This window comes from [Roseibacterium] beibuensis (assembly GCF_039542305.1).
GTDB classification, from domain to species: Bacteria; Pseudomonadota; Alphaproteobacteria; order Rhodobacterales; family Rhodobacteraceae; genus Roseibacterium; species Roseibacterium beibuensis.
Window position 1 is genome coordinate 1 of record NZ_BAABHW010000007.1, and the last position, 15,956, is coordinate 15,956.

21 protein-coding genes, 1 pseudogene and 1 riboswitch are annotated in these 15,956 nt (G+C 63.5%); of the genes and pseudogenes, 5 read left to right on the forward strand and 17 right to left on the reverse strand.

Going from position 1 to position 15,956, the window contains the following annotated elements; genetic code table 11:
• Positions 1-1,122: 1,122 nt before the first annotated feature.
• The 4 genes from ABD923_RS17340 to ABD923_RS17355 form a co-directional block, all read right to left on the reverse strand.
• Complete coding sequence (locus tag ABD923_RS17340; protein WP_259554241.1) at positions 1,123-1,767, reverse strand: C-terminal helicase domain-containing protein; 645 nt, start codon at positions 1,765-1,767, stop codon at positions 1,123-1,125.
• 120 nt (positions 1,768-1,887) lie between these two features.
• On the reverse strand, positions 1,888-2,340 hold the full coding sequence (locus tag ABD923_RS17345; RefSeq protein ID WP_345229555.1) for a hypothetical protein: 453 nt from the start codon (positions 2,338-2,340) through the stop codon (positions 1,888-1,890).
• A complete protein-coding gene (locus tag ABD923_RS17350; protein WP_259554239.1) occupies positions 2,337-2,945 on the reverse strand; it encodes a DUF4339 domain-containing protein in 609 nt (202 codons plus the stop codon). The genes ABD923_RS17345 and ABD923_RS17350 overlap by 4 nt, the downstream gene beginning before the upstream one ends.
• 113 nt (positions 2,946-3,058) lie before the next feature.
• Complete coding sequence (locus tag ABD923_RS17355; protein WP_259554238.1) at positions 3,059-3,634, reverse strand: hypothetical protein; 576 nt, start codon at positions 3,632-3,634, stop codon at positions 3,059-3,061.
• 559 nt (positions 3,635-4,193) lie between these two features.
• Positions 4,194-4,375: riboswitch (cobalamin riboswitch) on the forward strand.
• A gap of 43 nt (positions 4,376-4,418) precedes the next feature.
• On the opposite strand from ABD923_RS17355, the gene bluB reads away from it, so the two are divergent.
• Complete coding sequence (bluB, locus tag ABD923_RS17360; RefSeq protein ID WP_259554237.1) at positions 4,419-5,105, forward strand: 5,6-dimethylbenzimidazole synthase; 687 nt, start codon at positions 4,419-4,421, stop codon at positions 5,103-5,105.
• A 515-nt stretch (positions 5,106-5,620) separates the two neighbouring features.
• Here bluB and ABD923_RS17365 read toward each other — a convergent pair.
• The 13 genes and pseudogenes from ABD923_RS17365 to ABD923_RS17425 all read right to left on the reverse strand — a co-directional run bounded on the left by ABD923_RS17365 (position 5,621) and on the right by ABD923_RS17425 (position 11,636).
• Positions 5,621-5,818 carry a CsbD family protein gene (locus tag ABD923_RS17365; RefSeq protein ID WP_259554236.1) on the reverse strand — a complete coding sequence of 66 codons (198 nt, stop codon included), beginning with the start codon at positions 5,816-5,818 and terminating at the stop codon, positions 5,621-5,623.
• Between the two features lie 30 nt (positions 5,819-5,848).
• The gene (locus tag ABD923_RS17370; protein WP_259554235.1) at positions 5,849-6,094 is read right to left on the reverse strand and encodes a hypothetical protein; all 246 of its coding nucleotides are present in this window, start codon (positions 6,092-6,094) and stop codon (positions 5,849-5,851) included.
• Between the two features lie 72 nt (positions 6,095-6,166).
• On the reverse strand, positions 6,167-6,460 hold the full coding sequence (locus ABD923_RS17375; RefSeq protein ID WP_259554234.1) for a hypothetical protein: 294 nt from the start codon (positions 6,458-6,460) through the stop codon (positions 6,167-6,169).
• Complete coding sequence (locus ABD923_RS17380) at positions 6,461-6,622, reverse strand: hypothetical protein (RefSeq protein WP_259554247.1); 162 nt, start codon at positions 6,620-6,622, stop codon at positions 6,461-6,463.
• A pseudogene (locus ABD923_RS19175) lies at positions 6,582-6,874 on the reverse strand (thiamine pyrophosphate-binding protein). The gene ABD923_RS17380 and the pseudogene ABD923_RS19175 overlap by 41 nt, the downstream one beginning before the upstream one ends.
• 11 nt (positions 6,875-6,885) lie before the next feature.
• Positions 6,886-8,229, reverse strand: coding sequence for an NADP-specific glutamate dehydrogenase (gene gdhA / locus ABD923_RS17390; protein ID WP_259554233.1), 1,344 nt, complete (start codon positions 8,227-8,229; stop codon positions 6,886-6,888).
• Between the two features lie 87 nt (positions 8,230-8,316).
• Positions 8,317-8,487 (reverse strand): DUF1328 domain-containing protein, encoded by a 171-nt coding sequence (locus tag ABD923_RS17395; RefSeq protein WP_222187261.1) that lies wholly within the window; start codon positions 8,485-8,487, stop codon positions 8,317-8,319.
• Positions 8,488-8,552: 65 nt separating this feature from the next.
• Positions 8,553-8,924 carry an ANTAR domain-containing protein gene (locus ABD923_RS17400; RefSeq protein ID WP_345229557.1) on the reverse strand — a complete coding sequence of 124 codons (372 nt, stop codon included), beginning with the start codon at positions 8,922-8,924 and terminating at the stop codon, positions 8,553-8,555.
• Positions 8,925-9,150: 226 nt separating this feature from the next.
• A complete protein-coding gene (locus ABD923_RS17405; protein ID WP_259554229.1) occupies positions 9,151-9,342 on the reverse strand; it encodes a PLDc N-terminal domain-containing protein in 192 nt (63 codons plus the stop codon).
• Positions 9,343-9,355: 13 nt separating this feature from the next.
• On the reverse strand, positions 9,356-9,571 hold the full coding sequence (locus tag ABD923_RS17410) for a hypervirulence associated TUDOR domain-containing protein (RefSeq protein ID WP_259554228.1): 216 nt from the start codon (positions 9,569-9,571) through the stop codon (positions 9,356-9,358).
• Complete coding sequence (locus ABD923_RS17415; protein WP_259554227.1) at positions 9,568-9,771, reverse strand: hypothetical protein; 204 nt, start codon at positions 9,769-9,771, stop codon at positions 9,568-9,570. The genes ABD923_RS17410 and ABD923_RS17415 overlap by 4 nt, the downstream gene beginning before the upstream one ends.
• Before the next feature lie 75 nt (positions 9,772-9,846).
• On the reverse strand, positions 9,847-10,671 hold the full coding sequence (locus ABD923_RS17420; protein WP_259554226.1) for a formate/nitrite transporter family protein: 825 nt from the start codon (positions 10,669-10,671) through the stop codon (positions 9,847-9,849).
• 125 nt (positions 10,672-10,796) lie between these two features.
• Entirely contained in the window at positions 10,797-11,636 is an 840-nt protein-coding gene (locus ABD923_RS17425; RefSeq protein WP_259554225.1) for a response regulator, read from the reverse strand.
• Between the two features lie 92 nt (positions 11,637-11,728).
• On the opposite strand from ABD923_RS17425, the gene ABD923_RS17430 reads away from it, so the two are divergent.
• The 4 genes from ABD923_RS17430 to ABD923_RS17445 are packed head-to-tail and all read left to right on the forward strand — an operon-like array spanning position 11,729 to position 15,788.
• Positions 11,729-11,896 (forward strand): NepR family anti-sigma factor, encoded by a 168-nt coding sequence (locus ABD923_RS17430; protein ID WP_222187254.1) that lies wholly within the window; start codon positions 11,729-11,731, stop codon positions 11,894-11,896.
• Entirely contained in the window at positions 11,886-12,452 is a 567-nt protein-coding gene (locus tag ABD923_RS17435) for an RNA polymerase sigma factor (protein ID WP_259554223.1), read from the forward strand. The genes ABD923_RS17430 and ABD923_RS17435 overlap by 11 nt, the downstream gene beginning before the upstream one ends.
• The gene (locus tag ABD923_RS17440) at positions 12,449-14,239 is read left to right on the forward strand and encodes a sensor histidine kinase (protein WP_259554222.1); all 1,791 of its coding nucleotides are present in this window, start codon (positions 12,449-12,451) and stop codon (positions 14,237-14,239) included. The genes ABD923_RS17435 and ABD923_RS17440 overlap by 4 nt, the downstream gene beginning before the upstream one ends.
• A gap of 28 nt (positions 14,240-14,267) precedes the next feature.
• The gene (locus ABD923_RS17445) at positions 14,268-15,788 is read left to right on the forward strand and encodes a phospholipase D family protein (RefSeq protein WP_259554221.1); all 1,521 of its coding nucleotides are present in this window, start codon (positions 14,268-14,270) and stop codon (positions 15,786-15,788) included.
• Positions 15,789-15,956 lie beyond the last annotated feature (168 nt).

The following is a 15,956-nucleotide window of genomic DNA, read 5'->3' on the forward strand; positions in this document are numbered from 1 at the left end:
TCAGGATGAACGCCTTCTGCGCCTCCGTGAACTTCGATGCCTTCATGCGATTCCGCTCCTCTCCCAGCCTGGGAAACTTAGCGGAAAACTCCAGCTTCAACCGATCCAATTTTCAGGGAGCAGAGCACTCGGCTGTCCAGCCCATGTTTTGGCGGCTGGACCGCAGAAGAGTATGGTGAGCTGGGCCTTCACGCATGGACCGTGCCCAAGTCTCGAAGCGCTTGGCGCCCTGTCTGCTCGTCGCGACCGCGCTTTGCCTTCCGGTGCCGTCATTCGGATACTGTCACCCGAGCGACCCGACGGGGTTTTGGCGCTGCTTTCGCCTTCGGGAGAATATCTCGAAATTACGCGAGCAGGTCCTCGCGGCTCGGGGCAAGCGGGAAGAAACGGCCTAGCCAGAGATGATCCAGGTCTGGGACGAGCTTTAAGAGGCCCATATCCGCAAGGGCCTGAATCACGCTGCGAAGTGCGATCTTTTCTCTACGACCTATAGGATGCGGCAGTTCTGAAGTCAGGCTAGGATTCGCCAGCATGACGTCGAGGACGTGCTTGAACCCTGAGGGCCATAGCCCGCCTGGAGCCTTCTTCCATGCCGGACAGTGGAGATTCATTCGGACCGGGTGTCGACATCACCGCTTTGGGATGTGAAGGTGGTATCATCGCCCATCGACCAGGCTCGAGCGAACCAGGACCATAGTCAGACCGAGGAGATGACCGTGTCGATCTTGCAGCGTCTTTTGTCATTCGAGAGCCCCGCGGGGCGGCTCGAGTTCATCCTGGTCTACGCGATCACCTCGATCGTGGTCTCCATCGGTCTCTTCATGCCTGCCGATTTCACGATCTCCGGCAATCCTTACCTCGTCTTCTTCGGCTTTCTCGGGGTCTTTTTCCTCTCTTTCGCAGCCTACTTCGCCGTGTTCTGCCGCAGGTTCCAGGACACCGCGCTTGCCGAAGCCCTGTTCATCGGCTGGCTCGCGTCCCAGGTCGTGATCGTGGTCTTCGGCCCGTCCGCCGCCACCCTGGATCCGGCTGCCGGCATCATTCCCCTGCTCGTGGCCGCCTGCGGCATCTTCAACCTGGTGATGATCGACATCCTTGCGGTCGTTCCGGGCCGGGCCTTCTTCACGCGCTTGCGAAGAGCGGAAGATCCGCCCCGTCCGGAGCAACCTCGGGTTCGGCCGGCGTCGCCTGCTCTGCCTCCAGTGTCAGCTTCGGCTTGTTCATGGTGCGCTCGTCGCTCTCCATCTTCGTGAGGATCGACTTGCCCATGCGACCATCGAGCGTGCCGGGAATGAACATGTAGCCGACATCGCAGTTCTGCGTATGGCCGGTCCGCCACATCCGGTCTTCAAGCTGGATCATGTCAGCGGGGTTCCAGTCAGGCTCGACGGTGCGCATCACGTTGGCGCGGATGAGCGTGATCCCTTTGATGCCCGAGCGTGACAGGATCATTACCCGCTTGCTCTCGTCCTGCTGGAGGGCGTCGACAGTCGGCTGACATTTTCTCGACTTTGTGGAGCCGTCGAACGTCAAGACGGATCCCGGGAAAACGGCTTCGATCTGGGCCTTTATCGTCTCGATCACCGACTTGTGGTGCGCGAAGATGACCATCTTCGGCCGCTCCTGCGTATCCATGAAAGCCAGTTCCCATTGGCGCAGCTCCTCGATAAGGGCCGCGGTCGCATAGGGTGCCTTCACGTCGCCGAGGTTGCGTCGCACCCGGGCGATTTCCTGGAAATCCGATCTGTCTTTCGGGATGCGGGCCATGAGGTCAATGACGAGCGCTGCCCGGGACGAGTTAAGGCGACAAGGGATGTCGATGCGCGCGAGCTTTTAGCGTTAAGGATCCCAAGGCAGTAAGCCGCTCTTTCAGGCGGCCCTTTACTGTCAGGCTGCCACCGGGATCGATCTCGTCCCTTCCGCCGGTTCCCGGAGCAGATCAGGAAGCGTGCTCCAGAAACCGAGAATGAGGCCCCATACCGTTTCGGAGATCTCGGACAGAAGCCAGACCGACAGGATCAGGTTCACGATGGCTGCGACGAGGACGAAACGCCAGGTCCACAGATGCGCGCGCAGGTCGGCTGAGCGCGCCTTCAGTCCGAAAGCGGCCAGGGCGAGAACCGGCATGGGCGGCAGAAGGGGGATGAGGGCCGGAACGAGAGCGATCTCGTGGATCTCCCGATCGACAAGCCAGGACGTCAACCTTCTGTCGAGCCACGGGGGCAGCCTCAGGCTTCCGATCGCTTGGCCGGCCGCAGCACGTCCGCAGGTCGGGCACCGCTCCCGTGCGAGACCCAGGCCAAGGCAGGTCGGGCAGGTTCGCTTCCCCTGGCGGGTCATGCCGGCCGCGTCTGTGCCGCAATGTAGGCCTGGTGGCGATCGCGGAGCTCCTTGGCCTTGGTGTAGGCGTCGATCATCGACCAGATGTTGATGATCCAACCGAGGAAGACGAGCCAGAGCAGAATGCAGCCCAGGATCATCAGGAAGCCCTTGCCGACATCGCCGTTATAGAACTGGCCAAGTCCGACGAAAAGGAAGGACAGCAAGAGCGCCAGCCCGGGCGACTTGTTTGCGCCCGGATCCACCAGCGCCGCGGGCTGTTGAAAGGTATTGGTGACCTGGACGACCGTACTGCGATCGCTTGCGGTCGCGACCTGCGGCTCCGGCCCGGGCTGGGGCACAGGCGCCGGCTGGAAAAACTTCCGGATCGCGACATCCATCTCGGCAGCAACCCATTCCGCGCTGGCCTCCCGGCGGATCTCCGTGTCCGGCTCAAGACGGCCATCCTCGGCAAAGGCCTTGAGCTGGTGGCCGGTATAGGGGCCGTAGTCGCGCCCATCGACGCGCATGAACCACTGGCCATCCAGGGGGTGGGGTGGTGCGGTTGGCGGTGCGTCGGCCGACCGGGTGGCCGGCAGGGCGCCGTCTTGTCGATCGTCATTCATGTTGTCGTTCCTCATGGTTGTCACGGGCAATTTTTGTCTCCGCGTTGCCGATCTGAAAGGCTTGCGCCTGGAGGTCGGCCCCGATTGGACACGGGTGTTGCCGGTTTGCGTCGTCAAAAGGCAGGGTGTTCTGGCTCCTCGTCGGGCATCATGTCGCCAAGAACGCGGAACCCGCTTTCGTAACCGAAGAGATCGCGCAGGATCATCGCGCTGGCCGGACCGGTCTCGATATGCATGCGCTCCATCATGTCCCGCTCTTTCTCGGCGCGCTCCTCCTCGCTCTCGTAGCGCGGCTTGCGGATGGATCTGCTCTCGTCGATCTTCAGGATCGCCTTGCGGATATCGGGGTCGAAGAAGGAGGTCTTGCCCTCTTCTGGGCCGGGCTCCTGCGCATCGGGGAGGGTGCGTCGATCCCGCGCCTCGCTCACAAGCATCGGTGAGGGGCAATCGAAGCTTCCGGCCAAGGTTCGACCCCTGATCTTCTCACGGGTGACGAGCCGGTATCCCTTCCGCCCGTTCGCGGCAGCCTGCATGGCGCGTTCGATGATGCCGGTGGGGTTGCGATAGAGGCCCTTGGCGAACCGGGTCACGGCATCGCGGTTCTCCAGCCCGGTCGCGAGCGCAAGCGGATCGATGCTCAGGCTGAGCAGGCAAAGCCGCTGGTCGCCTTCATGATCGAGGTACATCATGCCGAGGGCCCAGACGAGCCTCGGATGGGAAACGTATTGCGGCGCACAGCAGTTTCGCCCAGCCGCACTTCTTCCCGCTTCTCATGCGAAGTACCGCGACTTCACTCGGGACCTGTGTCATTCCGGTACGCTTTGATCTTGGTCTGCTCTGGATGTCGGCTTCTAGCTTGGCTGTGTGGCACAATCTTCACCGCAGCGAACTTCCGCTTTCCGCCCCCTATGTAGACCACGTATGGCTCAACTGGGTGATTTTGGCGGAATGTCCGCTTCGGTGTTGAGGCAACCGGGAACAACGGCGTGAAGGCCCTTGATGTCAGACCGTTGACGGCTTCTGAGGTGCGGAAACCATCTTGGCCAGTTTGAGGAGGGCCGTGGCGGCGGCAGCGCGCGGCACTTTATCGTTTGCGCCGATGGGCCACGCAAGCGCAACTGCTTCGAAGCCGGCTTGTGGTGTAGCCGGGTGAATAGGATTTCGACCTTCGTCCGTTACTTCGTTAAGGTCACGGACTGATGGGGCTTTGCGATATCGCGCGCATCTTGCCTGCCGCCGCTCGCCCGCTTATGCAGCGTCCGCCGGGTGCCCCGCCAAGCCGGGGAGAATCGGGAAGTCGGTGCAATACCGGCGCGGGCCCGCCGCTGTGACGGGGATGCCGCAGGCACGATGCCACTGGAGCGATCCGGGAAGGCGCCTGCGCGCAGATGACCCGAAGCCAGAAGACCGGCCCGGCAAGATGGCCGCCCCGCGTGGAACCCGAGGCGGCGCTGTCAAACCAGGAGGGCCACCATGCCCGACACCGCCCCGGCGGCGCCCGCATCCGCGCGCCGCTTTACCCCAGAAGACCGCGACACGATCCACGACCTGATCCGCAACCGCCGAGACGTGCGCGACGAGTTCCGCCCCGACCCGATCCCCGACGACGTCCTGCGGCGCATCCTCGACGCCGCCCATCACGCGCCGTCCGTGGGGTTCATGCAACCGTGGAATTTCATTCTCATCCGTGACCTCGAGCGTCGCCGCGCCGTGCATCGCGTCTTCGAGGCCGCGAATGCCGAGGCCGAGGCGATGTTCCCAGAGGGTATCCGCAGCACCTATCGCGGCCTCAAGCTCGAAGGCATCCTGAAAGCGCCGCTGAACATCGCCGTCACCTGCGACCGCGACCGCTGCGGGCCGGTGGTTCTGGGCCGTACCCACAACCCCGAGATGGATCTCTATTCCTCGGTTTGCGCGGTTCAGAACCTGTGGCTTGCCGCGCGCGCCGAGAATGTCGGCGTGGGTTGGGTCAGCATCTACAACGAGCCCGACCTGCGCCGGATCCTCGCGCTGCCCGACCACGTGGCGATCGTGGCCTACCTGTGTGTCGGGTTTGTGGATGACTTCTATCCCGCGCCCGAACTGGCCCTCAAGGGCTGGCGCCAACGCCTGCCATTGGACGCGGTCGTAATGGATGAGATCTGGCAAGAGGACCACTGAACCACAACGCGGCGGTGGGGCTTGGGGCCCTGCCGCCCAGCATGAAGTCCACCTCCGCATCCTCTTGCTGCAACAAAAAATACGTGTGCGCTGCCGTCTGTTGCACCTCCGATACCGCCAACCAAGGGGGTGAGATCGCGTACTTATTCGCCCGGAAGACCGTAAAGTTCGCCAACCTCCGGTTCCATTGCAAAGAATGGAGCCGAACATGCCCTCGACCCGAATGATTGGCGGCCTTTCTTGAGACGTAAGCGGACAACACCGGATAACCGTCGTGAAACCTCTGTTTCTCCTCGCCGTCCGGTATGACAGGCTGCCGCGCATCGACGCGGACCGTCTCAGGCAGGTTGTTTGCGCATCTGTCCGCACGTGCGTTTGCGGATCGTCCGGACAGCGGCAAGATCCCTCTGGGTCCAAATCGGCAAGGTGAGTGGACGCCGGTCTTTGGTCCTTTCTCAGACTCAAAACGCCCCGCGATTTCACGCAGGGCGTCTTGTGGTGGGTCTGCAGGTCAATCAGACCTTGGCCAGAATATCGTCGACCGTCTTGCGAACCTCTTCCTTGGATTGGCCCAGCTTCTGCTGAAGCACGCCTTCCATCTGTTCGCGGTCGCCCTTGGCTTCTTCGAGATCGTTGTCGGTCAGCTCGCCGTAGTGTTCACGCAGCTGGCCCTTGATCTCGGTCCATTTGCCTTCGATCTGGTCGCGGTTCATCGTCATTCTCCTATCAGCGGTAAGACTTGATTACTGGTTCTGGGCGAGATCGGTGTCTTCTTCCGGCGGCTCGATCTCGAGCGTGGGAACGGTCACTTCGGTCTCGCCGACCTCGATATCCCCGGTCTCGGCCTCGAACTCGGGCATGTTGCCGCCTTCGACCGAGATTTCCGGCAGCGCGGCCTCTTCGGTCTGGTCGATATCGACAAGGTAGACGGCGGCGCCGATGGCGACGATTGCGGCGACAGCGATACCAAGAATAGGTGCGGTTTTCATGGCTTAGCTCCTGTGTTGCGGTTCTGGACACTCAACACGGATGCCCCGTCAAAGGTTCCCGACGGGCAGGGGTCACGCGAAGGTTCCGCTGTATTTGACCGGCACCGTGATGAGCTGCCTTGCAGGGCGGTCGCCGCAATGCTTCGCCAGGTCGTCATCCGTTTCGCATGCCGTGTGTCGCAATCCGGCGGCAAGGTCCCCGACGGCCTCGGCCCCCAGATGCCACCCGGCATCGCGCGGCACGCTTGTGTCTGACAAGGAGAGCGCGTCGATCCGGGCCTCATCCGTCAGCTTGCCCAAGGGGTATTCCACCGGGTCCAGCCCGATACAGACAAGCAGATCGGCACTGTGGATGGCATGATCCACCTAATCTTCGGCCGGAAGGCCGAAGGCCCCGAGGTTCTGAGGGTGATGCGCGGGCAAGATGCCCTTGGCCTTGAAGCTGCTTGCCATCGGCATCCCGGTGCCCTGCAACAGGGCCGCCAGGTCATCCGCCGCCCTGCCCCGTGATCGCCAAAACGGGCGCATGATCGAGCGTGGCATCGGCCAGCCCGGTAACAAGGTTCGACGCCCCGGGCCCGAGCGTGGCCAGACAGGCCGCGGGCCGCCCCGTCAGGCGGCCATGAAGGTGGCCCCCTGTTCGTGGCGGCATAACACGATGTCGATCTTCGACGCCGCCAGCGCGTCCATCAGGTCGGTCGTTTCCTCGCCGGGAAGCGCGTAGACCGTGTCGATCCCGCCCGCGACAAGGCATTCGACGAAAAGCTCTGCACCTGTCATCACCTGCCCCCTCAGATCGCGCCCATCGCGGCGATGGCCTGCGCGACCTTGCGGAACCCGGCGATGTTGGCCGCGCGGGCATAGTCGATCCGGCCACTCTGCCTGCCTTCGGCGGCGACGCGGTCATGGATGCCCCGCATGATCTGCTTCAACTCGCCATTGACCTCCGCGGCGGTGGAAAAGCGGCGATGGCTGTTCTGGCTCATCTCCAGCCCCGAGACGGCCACGCCCCCCGCATTCGATGCCTTGCCCGGCGCGTGGTGCAGGTCGGCGTTCTCGATCACCTCCCGCGCGACGGCGGTCAGCGGCATGTTGGCGCCTTCGGCCAGGATCTTCGCACCGTTGTCGACGATGCGTTTTGCCATCTCCTCATCCACCTCGTTCTGGGTGGCACAGGGCAGCGCGATATCGGCCTCGTGATCCCACGGGGCACGGCCTTCCACGAACCGCGCACCGCAGCCTTTTGGCGGATCGGCGATGTCGCGGCCTTCCTGCTTGCGCTGGCGCACCCAGTCGATTGTGTCTGCCGTCAGGCCATCCTCGGCCACGAGGCTGCCCGAGGTATCCGAAAGCGTCATGACCTTGCCGCCCAGGGCGACCGCCTTCTCCGCCGCATGGGTCGCGACGTTGCCCTTGCCCGAGATCGCGATGCGCTTGCCGCCAATCTCCTGGCCCTGTTCGGCCAGCATCGCCTCGACGAAATAGACAAGGCCATAGCCCGTCGCTTCGGTGCGCATGGCGGAGCCGCCGAAACTCTGGCCCTTGCCGGTCAAGGCGCCGGTGAACTCGCCATCTTGCGCCTTGTAGGCCGCGAAAAGCCACCCGATCTCGCGCGTGCCGACATTGATGTCGCCCGCGGGAACATCGCGGTCCGGGCCGATATGGTGGGCCAGCTCGCGCATGAAGGCCTGGCAGAAGCGCATGATCTCGGCATCGCTGCGGCCCGTCGGGTTGAAATCCGCGCCCCCCTTGCCGCCCCCCAGCGGCAGGCCCGTCAGCGCGTTCTTGAAGACCTGCTCGAACCCGAGGAATTTCAGGATCGACGGGTTGACTGTCGGGTGGAACCGCAGCCCGCCCTTGTAGGGTCCGATGGCGTTGGAATACTGCACCCGCCAACCCCGGTTGACCTCGACCTCACCGGCATCGTTCTGCCAGACCACCCGGAACCCGATCACCCGATCCGGCAGGGCGAGACGGTCCAGAACGCGGGCATTGGCGAACTCCGAATTGGCCTTCTCGATGGTGATGACGTCGCCCGCCACATGCGCAACGGCTTGGTGGAACTCGGTTTCACCGGGGCTGAGGGCTTCGACGTGGTCCATGTAGCCTTTCAGCAAATGCTCGCGGTTCGCCATGTTGTCTTGTCTCCAATTCCGACAGTCGCGCATGAAAAAGGGGCGAGCGGCCGATAGGACCACTCGCCCCTGATGCAGTATTTTCGTTTACGGCGTGCGGCCGCGGATCGCCCGGGCGACCATCGCGATCACGAACAGCGCGATGAAGATGAAGAAGAGGATCTGCGCGATGCCAGCCGACGCGCTGGCGATACCGCCAAACCCAAACAGAGCGGCGACAAGCGCGATAACGAGAAAGGTAAGTGCCCAACCAAGCATTGGATTATCTCCTGTTCAGCTACTGAGGAGATAACCCGGACCGGTGCCGGTGGTTCCCGGAAAACCTAGAAAACCGCCAGTTCCCTGAGTAGCCGCGTCACGTCTTCGGTGCGGAACGGTTGCGCCAGGACATGCACGCCGCACGTCGCGACCGCGTTTTCCGCGCCCGGTCCCGTCAGCGTACCATCACCGTCGAACACCACCACCGGAACACCGCCATCCGCCCAGGCACGGACATGGTCCGCCGACAAAATGTCGGGGACGCGCCCCGCGACAAAGGCAATCCGGATATTGCCACGCACCTCATCTGCCAAAGCGGGGACGACATCGACCTTCGTCGCACCGGCGGAGATCAGGATATCCTGAAGATCCTGCGCCACGAAGGGGTCGGGATGCACGATCAAGCAGCACGGCTCTAGGGTGGACTGGTACGTCATCGAACGCCTGACACAGGAGGGCACGCTGTGCCCGGTTAGTTAAGTGTTGCCTCGGGATACGGCGCTCCTGCCGCGAGGCGATACTGCCTGACATGCGTGGAAACACAAGTGACGCTGACAATTCTTTTGCTCGATGGGGTTGCGGGGGTGCATCGCGCGCGGAAACGCGAAAACGCCCGGGCAACTTCCCGGGCGTTCAATGTTTTCCAAGGGTTGCAGGTTGGGTCTATACCGATTGCTTGTTGGCCCGGGGACCAAGGATCAACCACAGGATGAAGCCCAGAAGCGGCAACAGGATGATGAGCAAGGCCCACAGAACCTTTTTCCCGGTCGAGACCGAAGATCCGATCACCGAGATCAGCGCCCAAAGGTCGAGGATAAGGAGGATGAAGCCACCGATTCCCGTCAATTCCATCATGTCTGTCTCCTCTTCAACTTGCTTGTTCGAGTTCCGTGCAGGACTTCAGGACGCGATCTCCATCAGCCTGTTCGATCATGAAGGCGGGTTCGTCCTTCGACGTGTTGCGCGACACCTCTGAACCCTTGATCCGGCGGGTCACGTCGCTGTCGAAGCGTTCGACGATTTCGCCTGTTCCTTCACCAGTACCCCAGGTCCATTTCACGCGCTCACCGGTGGAAAACCTCATGGCGACACCTCGTCGATCGGCATGACGCAGACCTGCGAGGGGTCGATACACTCCGTTTCAGCATGCGTGATGCCCGCCATGCCGAGCGACACGAACGCCATCAGGCACAGGGCCGAGACAGCCACGAAACTGCCGAACGCGATACGGCGGAGCGCGATCTGCGGCGTGTCGGCGGGGTCGGGTTTGCTACCATAGTTCATCGTAACCTCCGTTCACGACCCCAACGTGGCAGGGCCATCGAGGTTCCCTGCCCTCCGGCAAGGATCGAAACCGACCTATTTCGCGCCGTGACTGTTTTCGTCCGGGGGCGGCTCCACCTCGGCCTTGACCTGCCCCCAGGCGAGCAAGGCGAAGACCAGCGTGCCGCCAAAGATGTTCCCGGCCAGGATGGGCAGGAACACATCGCCAATCGCCTCGCCGATCATCAACCGGCCATCCAGCAGCATGACCCACACCTCGACCGCGCCCGCGATGACGTGGGTGAAGTCACCCGCCGCGATCAGCCACGTGAACAGGACAATAATCCAGACCTCGTTGCCGCTCTGGCCCGGCATCATCCAGACGATGCCCGCCACAAGCACACCCGCAGGAATGGCGCGCAGAAAGGCTTCGAGCGGCGGAAAGCCCGTGGCATGGGCCGACAGGTCGAAAATGGCGGCACGCAGTTCGGGCGAGAACGCCTCGGCATGCACGAAAAACGCACCGGCCAGCGCAGCGCCGGCCACGTTGGCCACAAGGACGATCCCCCACAGCCGCAGAACGAGAACCACGCAGCGCTTCGAGCGTTCGGCGACCAGGGGCAGAATGGTGGTGATGGTGTTCTCGGTAAACAGCTGCATCCGGCCCAGGATGACCATCAGGAAACCGAAACTGTATCCGAGGTTCTCGACCAATGGGCGCCAGCTTGTATCCGGCAAATGGCTGCGGAACACGGCCTCGGCCAAGACGGAGAACGAGATCAGGATACCCGCCGCCAAACCCGACCAGATCAGCGATTTCGTGGGCCGTTCCAGCTCTTCATCGCCGTCACGACGGACCACTTCGTAGATCATCTTGGAGTTGAGGCGCGTCGCCTCGCGAATGGCTTGTTCTGTTTCCAAAGTCTTTCTCCGTTACCCGTCTGCAAACGCGCCGGCTGTGATGGGTGTTCCCGATGCAGGCGGCCTGTCGGAATGAAAAAGGCCCCGGCTGTGACACCGGGGCCTCCTGCGCGGTGACAGGTGGATCAGATCGCGACGTCCATCTTCTCGGTCGAGGCGAAGAACATCGCCTGGCTGACGGCGGCGCGCACCTGTTGTTCCGAATAGGGCTTGGTGATCAGGAAAGCCGGTTCGGGCCGCTCGCCCGTCAGCAGACGTTCGGGGAAAGCGGTGATGAAGATGACCGGACGGTCCCCCAAGTCCGCCAGCAGCGTGTTCACCGCGTCGATCCCCGAGGATTTATCGGCAAGCTGGATATCGGCAAGGATCAGGTCCGGCACCCTGGCCTTGCCCTTGGCGATCGCGTCGTCACGGGTGCGGGCCGTGTCGGTCACGTTGTGGCCCATGCCGGTGACGATCGACTTGAGGTCCATCGCGATGATGCCTTCGTCCTCGATGATCAGGATGTCACCTGTCACCAAGTCGCCCATTTCCTCCATGGCCCGAGAGACAAGATCTTCGGCCTCGTCCGTCGACACGTCCATGATCGCGCCGATGGCGTCATACCCGAAACCTTCGACCGAGTGCAGAAGGAGCGCTTCGCGGCTGTTGGCGGTCAGGCGGCTCAGCCGTTCATGCGCGCGCGCCTCGCGCGGGTCGCCGGGCGTCGCCTCGCCCGCCAGATCGCCCTCGACCGGCGCGCCGGAGCTCGACCAGAGACCGTGGAAAGTGTGAAAGAGCCCCACCTTCACCGACGGCGCGGTCTTCAGCAGGCCGGGATCCGCGACGATGACTTCAAGCGCGGCAAGCGCGTAGCGATCCCCGGTGTCCTGCTGCCCGGTCAGGGCGCGCGCATAGCGGCGCAGATAGGGCAATTCGGCCACAAGCTGGCTGCTGACATCCGGGGTAGACGATGCGGTGGTCATGTATGTTCTCCTGTCCAGGCATTTTTTATGGAACCAACTGGGCCCGAGTTGGTTCCATGCAAAGACGGATTTTTGGACAATCGACGGACGCCATGGCACAACAGCAGAAAAAGTCGAGCATCGACAAGCAGATAGACGAGAACCTCAAGCGCGTCTTCGATCAGACGCTGAACGAGGAACTTCCGGAAAAATTTCTCGATCTGATCTCTCAGTTGAAGGCGAAGGAAAGCGCCGATGGGGGGGCCGAGAATGGAAAGTGAGACCAGCAAGGGCAATGATCCCCGCGACGAGATCGTCGAACATCTTGGTGCTCTGCGGGCGTTTGCACGCTCGCTCGCGCGCAATCCCGCGACGGCGGACGACCTCGTGCAGGACACGATCGTCAAGGCATGGTCGAATATCGACAAGTTCAAACCCGGCACCAACATGCGCGCCTGGCTGTTCACGATCCTGCGCAACACCTACTATTCGCTGCACCGCAAACGCTCGCGCGAAGTCGCGGATGTGGACGGTGAAATCGCCGGCCAGTTGTCAGAGAAACCGGCCCATGACGGACGCCTCGCGCTTGGGGAATTCGCCGAGGCCTTCGCGACCCTGACCGACGAGCAGCGCGAAGTGCTTCTTCTCGTCGGCGCATCGGGCTTTTCCTACGAGGAAGCGGCCGAGATGTGCGGTTGTGCCGTCGGCACGATCAAGAGCCGCGCCAATCGCGCCCGCAAACGCCTGGCCGAGGTGATGAAGCTCGAAGACGGCGACGCGCTCGAAATGACGGATGCCGCGACGATGGCCGTCGTGAACGGTCGGCCCGCTGCATGAACGCGACCAGTACGCGGCGCACGCGCCGCTTCCGGAGCCTGCGCACGCGCCTTGTCGTCGTGCTCAGCCTTGCGATCCTGCCGCTCGGCCTGCTGGCCGTGCAGCAGACCCGGGCCGTCATTTCCGACGCCCGGGAGCTTGAGGAACAGGACATCCTGTTGCGCACAGGCAGCGCCGCGGGGGCGGAACAGGCCTTGCTCCGCCGCGCCTACGGGGCTGCGCATGCCCTGGGCCTTGCCGCGATGGAACTGACCGAGGATGACGCCGCCTGCGATGCGCTCATGCGCCGCTTTGTCGACTCCTCCGCCGCGTTCAGCTTTGCCGGTGTTGCCAATGCCGATGGCCTGTTGTCCTGCACCAGCGGCGGTTCGATGGACATCTCGGAGGAAACCGCGTGGCTCGACCTCGTGGAACGCCCCGAACCAAGGGTGTCGGTCAACCGCGAAGGCCCGTTTTCGGGGCAGTCGGTGGTGGTTGTCACCATGCCGATCATCGACCCCGAAACCGACGATTTTCAGGGCGCGGCCTATGTGTCCCTGCCCCACAGCCTGACCGATACCTTGCTGCAAGCGGGCGTGGACGATGTCATGCTTGCGCTGATCGACAACGAGGGCAATGTCCTGTCGGCCAGTACCGGCATCGACGACGTGGGCGTTTTCGAGAACCTCAACGTGCGCCCGATGGAGTACGGACCTGCGAATGACGGCACCACCTTCACCATCGAACTTGAGGACGGGACCGAACGCCTTGCCGCGCTGGTTCCCCTGATCGCGGATCGCATCTATGTGCTGGGGCTTTGGACATCGGCGCGCGCCGAATACAGCCTGCCCCTCTTCGGAGAGGCGGCGGCAACCGTCCCGATCCTGATCTGGGTGGTGGCGCTTGTCGTGGCGGTGATGGCCATCGACCGGATGGTCCTGCGCCATCTGACCGAGTTGCGCCGCCGCATGGCGGGGTTCTCGATCGACGACCCGTCCGACAGTTTCGCCATTCTCGACCGCCCGCCCGCCGAGATCGGGCAGATCGCCGGGACCTATAACCGGATGGTCGACCGTCTCTTGGCCGACCGGGCCGAGATGAAGGAAAACCTGCGCGAAAAGGAGTTGCTCCTGCGCGAGGTGCACCACCGCGTGAAGAACAACCTCCAGCTCATCGCGTCGATCCTGAACATGCAGTTGCGCAGCGTGCCCGACGGGATCGCGCACAAGGTGCTGCGCCGCGTTCAGGCGCGGGTGATGAGCCTCGCGACGATCCACAAGGCGCTCTATACCGGCACGCAGATGTCCACGGTCCGGGCCGACCGCCTGTTGCAGGAGGTCGTTCAAGCCGCCTTCAATGTCGGGGTTCCCTCCGGACAGCAGATCAGGACCAGCTTCACCTCGGACGATATCCAGCTTGTTCCCGACCAGGCCGTGCCACTGGCGCTATTGGCCAACGAGATGGTGACGAATGCCACCAAGTATCTTGGGCGGCCCGCATCTGGACGCCCCGAGATCGAGGTGCGCATGTATCGGACCGAAGGCTTTCAGGTGCATCTCGTGGTGGAAAACACCGTTGGAGAGCCGGTGCAGGAGGTCGAGGGCAGCGATGGCACGGGCCTTGGGGCGCGGCTGATCGAAGGCTTCGTCGCGCAATTGGGCGGCGAGATGGACCTGACCGAGACGGATGAGCGTTACAGGGTCGAGATAAGTTTCATCAAGTTCCGGCCGGATCAGGAGGATGGCACCGCCGACGCCGATGAGTCCGACCCCGACCCGGCCACGGAACGGGAGGACAGCGCCGCCTGATCGTTCCGCAAGAAAGGGACCACCGCAGATGCTCGACCCGACCGACCAGGACAACACAGGGACAGACCCGGCGGTGGCCCCGATCACGGAGTTCGAGCTGTTGCTGACAGCGGCCGAGGCATGGCCCGCCTTCGAGCGGCTTTGCCTTGGCGCGCAGCGCTCGATCCGGGCGTGTTTCCGGGTTTTCGACCTGACCACCGCCTTGCGCAGCCACGAGGCGCGCGAGATCGGCGAAACCTGGGTCGACCTCTTGCTGCACGTTTTGAACAAGGGCGTGGATGTCGAGATCGTCGTGACGGATTTCGACCCGATCCTTGCCACGGACGATCACCGCCGCAGCTGGTCGAGCGCGCGGCAACTGGCGGCGGTCAACGAATTGGCCGATGGCGGGAGCTTGCGTTTCCAGATCGCCATGCATCCCGCGCGCGTGGGGCTGGTGCCGCGCAGCCTGTTCAATCCCAAGATCGGCAACGAATTGCAGGAGAAGGACCCCGATCCCCTGACCCCGCATCTCGCGCGCAAGGCGGAGAGCGGGAAGCTCTCGCTCGTGCCGGCCACCCATCACCAGAAACTGGCCGTGATCGACGGGGAACAGCTTTATATCGGCGGCCTCGACCTGAACGAGCGCCGCTTCGACGACACGCAGCATGATCGCCCGTCGGAAGACACGTGGCAGGACATGCAGGCCATCGTGCGTGGCCCGGTCGTTGCAGCGGCCGAGGCGCATCTGCGCGGTTTCCGCGCCGTGACCGAAGGGCGGGCCGATCCGCCCCCGCCCGCGCCAGGGTTCCTGCGGACGCTGTCGGCCAAGCGCGCGGTAGAGTTGGTCCACATCGCGCCGCAAACCGTGCTGGCCGAGATCGAGCAGGCGCATCTCGACGCAATCGGGCGGGCACAGTCGCTCATCTACCTCGAAACCCAGTTCTTCCGGCACAAGCCGCTGGCGCAGGCGCTGGCCGATGCCGCGCGCGAAAAACCCGGGCTTGCCTGTGTGCTGGTCATGCCCGGCGCACCCGAGGACGTGGCCTTCGACGGCAACCGCCGCGCAGATGCCGCCTTGGGCGCGCAGAAAACCTGCGAGGCGCTGGACCTGCTGACAGACGGGTTCGGGGACCGCGTGGCCATAGCCTCACCGGTGCAGCCGCGCCCGGCGCAGGCCCCTGATGCGCCGGACGCCATCGCGGGCGCGCCCATCGTCTACGTCCATTCCAAGCTGTCGATCTTCGACACGCGCGAAGCGATCCTGTCCTCGGCCAATCTGAATGGCCGCAGCCTGCGCTGGGATACCGAGGCGGGCTTGCACCTGACCCTCGCGGACCGGGTGGCAGACACGCGCCACCGCGCGCTGGCCCATTGGCTGGGCGCAGAGGCCCCGACCGAGGCGGAGCTTTCGGACGGCCCGGCCTTCGTCGCGCGTTTGCGCCGGATGCTGGATCAGAACGCGGCGCAATCGCCGCAGGACCGGCGCCACTTCCTCGTGCCCTATGATCGCAGCCGCGACCGGGAGCTTGCCCGCCCGATCCCCGGCGTGCCCGACGAGATGGTCTGAGAAACCCGGTCCACAAAGAAAGAAGCCGCCATGCAAAGGCATGGCGGCTCAGTCGAGGGAACAATGGTCGGGCGCGGCGCCTCTAATTCGGGGACAGGACGGGCACCGCGCCCGGGGGCAAAACGAAGCTGGAAAATCGGGGACAGATCTGCTTCGCCTTGTTGTTGA